Below are 3,259 nucleotides of genomic sequence, written 5' to 3'. Positions count from 1 at the left end.
GCCCAAGCCCTGTCGAGTGAGGAATGGCCGCGATGCCCCCCGTCGTAGCCCCCCCCCCCCCCCCGGTTTTGCTATTAGGGCAAGGGTCCCCCCGGGGGGGTGCACCACCCCCCCCCCCACCCTTCGGCGGAATGTGACGCGGGAATGGTGATGCCGGAATGCGGGGCGGCCGCGTCGCATAGGCGGCTCCATCAGATAGGCGACTCCGTCACATCCCCCCGGCTGATCACGCCCAGCGCACGCCCCGCCTCGACCACCGGGAGCCGCCCCACCGCATGCCGACGCATCAGCGCGGCCGCCTCGGCCACCTCCTCGTCCGGCCCGATCGTCACCGGGTCCGGGGTGCATACGGCATGGCAGGTGACGGCGAGAGGGTCTACGCCCTCGGCGACCGCGCGGAGGGTGATGTCGCGGTCGGTGAGGACGCCGAGCACCTCCCCGTCGCTGGCGACCAGCACATCGCCGATGTCCTGCGCGCGCATCAGCTGCGCGGCCTCCACCAGCGAGGCGTCGGGGCGCACCCAGATCGCGGGCCGCGTCATGGCCTCCCGGACGGGGCGCGTCGGATCGCGAGGTGGGTCCTGGGACACCTGTCCACCTCCCCTTCCTGGGTGATGTGCTGCCCGCAGTACCCACGTGCGTCGGGGCTATGCGCGGCGGATATGCGCCATCCGCAATCCCTGGGCGATCCCCTACGTGCTCGGGCGCGGCCCCAGCTACGTGCTCGGGCGCAGCCCCAGCGCCGAGACCACCTCCTGCACCGTGTGGAACGTCCGGTCCGCGGGCAGTTCCTCGGCCAGAGCGATCAGCCCGTCCGGTGTGTGCCGGTCCTCCAGGACGCGCAGCAGCCCCTCACGATCCGCCGGGAACGACGTACGTCCCAGCCGGCGGCCGAACTCGAACCGCACCGCCTCGGCCTCACCGGTCGTCCCCCGTGCCGGAACCGGCCCCGAGGCGACGTCCGGGTCATCGTCGGCGGCCGGCTCCGGGTCGTGCCACTCCTCGGCCCGGGTCGGGTGCCCGGAGCGGATCAGCCCCTGGAGCTCGTGCTTCATCTCGTCGTCCTTGTGGACGCTCAGCCGATCGCTGCCTCGCTGCATGTCGGTCCCCTTCCTCAGCGGGTCCGGGTGTCTCCCGGGTCGGTCATCTCCCGGGATATGTCAATCGGTTCCGGGGCGGTCGAATCCGCTCCCGGGATGTTCAATCCGCGGATGTTCGGTCCGCGGATGTTCAATCCGCGTCGCCCTCGTACGGCCGGCGCAGCGGTGTGTCGTCGGCGCGGGCCGGGGACGGCCGGGTGTCGCCCACGTACTGGACATCGGTACGGCGCAATGCCAGTTGGTCGGGTTCGGTGCCCACCCGTACCTCGCGGTACAGATCGGGCCCGTCGGGGCGTATCAGCAAGGAGCCTATGCCGTGCTCACCACGCGCCGCGTCGGCCAGCGCCGGAACCCCGGGGGCGCGGCCCCCGCGCGCGGTCTCCACCGCCGCCGAGCGCAGCTCCTTGGGCAGCCGCTCGTGGACCGCGCGCCGCTCACGCGGGTCCCCGGCCGGCACCACCAGATCCGCGCCGGTCAGCTCCAGCAGCGGTCCCACGTGCGGCAGCGCCGACCAGCACGGGGGCTCGCTCATCGGCTCGGCGCCCTGCCCTTCCAGCCGGCGGCTCGCCTCGCGGGCGGCGCGTTCCTGCTCCTCGGCCGCTGACTCGTCCGGGTGCGTGGTGTCGAAATAGACGCCGGCCCAGGGGCCCGGACGGTCGTAGAGCGGTTGGAGATGTCCGAGTCGCATGTACTCCCTCCAGATTTCGCGTCCCCCACGCGTACCCATGACGACGGCATCGACACGAGGTCGCCCGGACGATTGGGGGGTGAGGTTCCGAAGCCGACGTTTGGGGCTCGTGGGGGAGGGGGACCCGTGGTGCGGCCGAGCGGCCCGTAGGGAGTGAGGAGCGGCGCCGGACGCGGGACATCAGGGGCCGGGTCCGGCGCCGTGCCCTGTCCAGATGCCCTGCGGAAGTGCCCGCGTACCCGTGGTCCGCTCGCGTTGACGAGGACTCCTGAGGACTCCTGAGGACTGTTAACGAGGGTGGGGCACGGGTACCCGGCGGCGCATGACTGATAAATCGGCCTATCCGAAGGCGGGCATACCCTCGGCCGGGGACCTGGCGGAGCCGGTCGCACGAGCCGTCCGCGAAGAGGTCCGCCGGGAGCTGCGTGAGCAGTCCGGGCGGCGCGCGGTCCGCCTCTACGGTGGCGCGGCGGCGGCCGCGCTCTATGCGGGGGGTGCGCTGACGGCGTGCCTGGTGCTGCTGTTCGCGTTGGCGCTTCCGGGGTGGGCGGCGGCGCTGGTCGTCTTCGCGCTGTTGCTGGTGGTGGCGGGGTGGCTGAAGAACGCGGCGGGGCAGGGGGCGGGGCGACGGCCCGGCGCGCCTTCTTCGGCGCCTTCCGCCCCTGCGGCCCCTTCCGCCCCTTCGGGGCCCGTGGCTCCTCCCGGTCCTTCTGGCGGCCCCGCCGGTCCTGGCGGTCCTGGCGGGCCCGTCGCGCCTCCGACGCCCCCGGGGACGCCGGGGCCCGGGGCGCCTCCTCAGCCCCCTCATCCCCCTCACACGGGGTGATCGCCCATGGCGGAGAATCCGCTGCTGACCAGGCACGGCGAGGCGCTGGACCTCTTCACCGAACGGGTGCACGCGATCCGGCCCGATCAGTGGGACGACCCGACGCCCTGCACCGAGTGGACCGTACGCGACCTGGTGAACCATCTCGCGGTCGAGCAGATGTGGGTGCCGCCGCTGGTCCGGGAGGGGGCGAGCGCCGGCGACCAGAGCGATGCGCTGGAGGGCGATCTGCTCGGTGACGACCCCGTCGCCACGTGGGACGTGGTGGCGACCGCGGCGCGGGACGCCTTCCGCGAGCCGGGGGCGCTCGACCGGATGGTCGGCCTCTCGTACGGGGAGAGCCCCGCGACGCATTACTGCGCGCAGATGACGGCTGATGCGGCGGTGCATGCGTGGGATCTGGCTCGGGCCATTGGGGCGGATGAGCGCATTCCCAAGCCGCTGGTGGACTTTTCGGTGCGGGAGGTCGCGCCGTATGCGGCGGATTTGGAGGAGAGCGGGCTGTTCGCGGCGCCGGTTGAGCCTCCGGCGGGGGCGGATGCGCAGGCCCGGCTCCTGGCTCTGCTTGGCCGCGAGCCGTAGGCAGATTCCCCACCCCGCCCCTTCCCGAAAGAGGAGGCTCCGCCCCCTCACCCCCACCGGGGC

5 protein-coding genes are annotated in these 3,259 nt (G+C 73.1%); 2 read left to right on the top strand and 3 right to left on the bottom strand.

The features are described from left to right. Window positions 1-191: 191 nt before the first annotated feature. The 3 genes from ACFXB5_RS52245 to ACFXB5_RS52235 all read right to left on the bottom strand — a co-directional run bounded on the left by ACFXB5_RS52245 (window position 192) and on the right by ACFXB5_RS52235 (window position 1,788). Window positions 192-542 carry a CBS domain-containing protein gene (locus ACFXB5_RS52245; protein ID WP_385222823.1) on the bottom strand — a complete coding sequence of 117 codons (351 nt, stop codon included), beginning with the start codon at window positions 540-542 and terminating at the stop codon, window positions 192-194. A gap of 174 nt (window positions 543-716) precedes the next feature. After that, window positions 717-1,100 carry a DUF2795 domain-containing protein gene (locus tag ACFXB5_RS52240; RefSeq protein WP_385222821.1) on the bottom strand — a complete coding sequence of 128 codons (384 nt, stop codon included), beginning with the start codon at window positions 1,098-1,100 and terminating at the stop codon, window positions 717-719. A 130-nt stretch (window positions 1,101-1,230) separates the two neighbouring features. Continuing rightward, window positions 1,231-1,788: a hypothetical protein gene (locus ACFXB5_RS52235; RefSeq protein WP_385222818.1), complete on the bottom strand. Its 558-nt coding sequence runs from the start codon at window positions 1,786-1,788 to the stop codon at window positions 1,231-1,233. A 322-nt stretch (window positions 1,789-2,110) separates the two neighbouring features. Between ACFXB5_RS52235 and ACFXB5_RS52230 the strand changes: the two genes are divergently transcribed. Next, the gene (locus ACFXB5_RS52230) at window positions 2,111-2,614 is read left to right on the top strand and encodes a phage holin family protein (protein WP_385222815.1); all 504 of its coding nucleotides are present in this window, start codon (window positions 2,111-2,113) and stop codon (window positions 2,612-2,614) included. A gap of 6 nt (window positions 2,615-2,620) precedes the next feature. Next, on the top strand, window positions 2,621-3,196 hold the full coding sequence (locus tag ACFXB5_RS52225) for a TIGR03086 family metal-binding protein (RefSeq protein ID WP_201852981.1): 576 nt from the start codon (window positions 2,621-2,623) through the stop codon (window positions 3,194-3,196). Window positions 3,197-3,259: the final 63 nt, after the last annotated feature.

Origin of the sequence: Streptomyces sp. NPDC059455 (assembly GCF_042750115.1) — a bacterium.
Lineage (GTDB): Bacteria > Actinomycetota > Actinomycetes > Streptomycetales > Streptomycetaceae > Streptomyces > Streptomyces endocoffeicus.
This window is presented reverse-complemented; position numbering and strand designations above follow the sequence as displayed.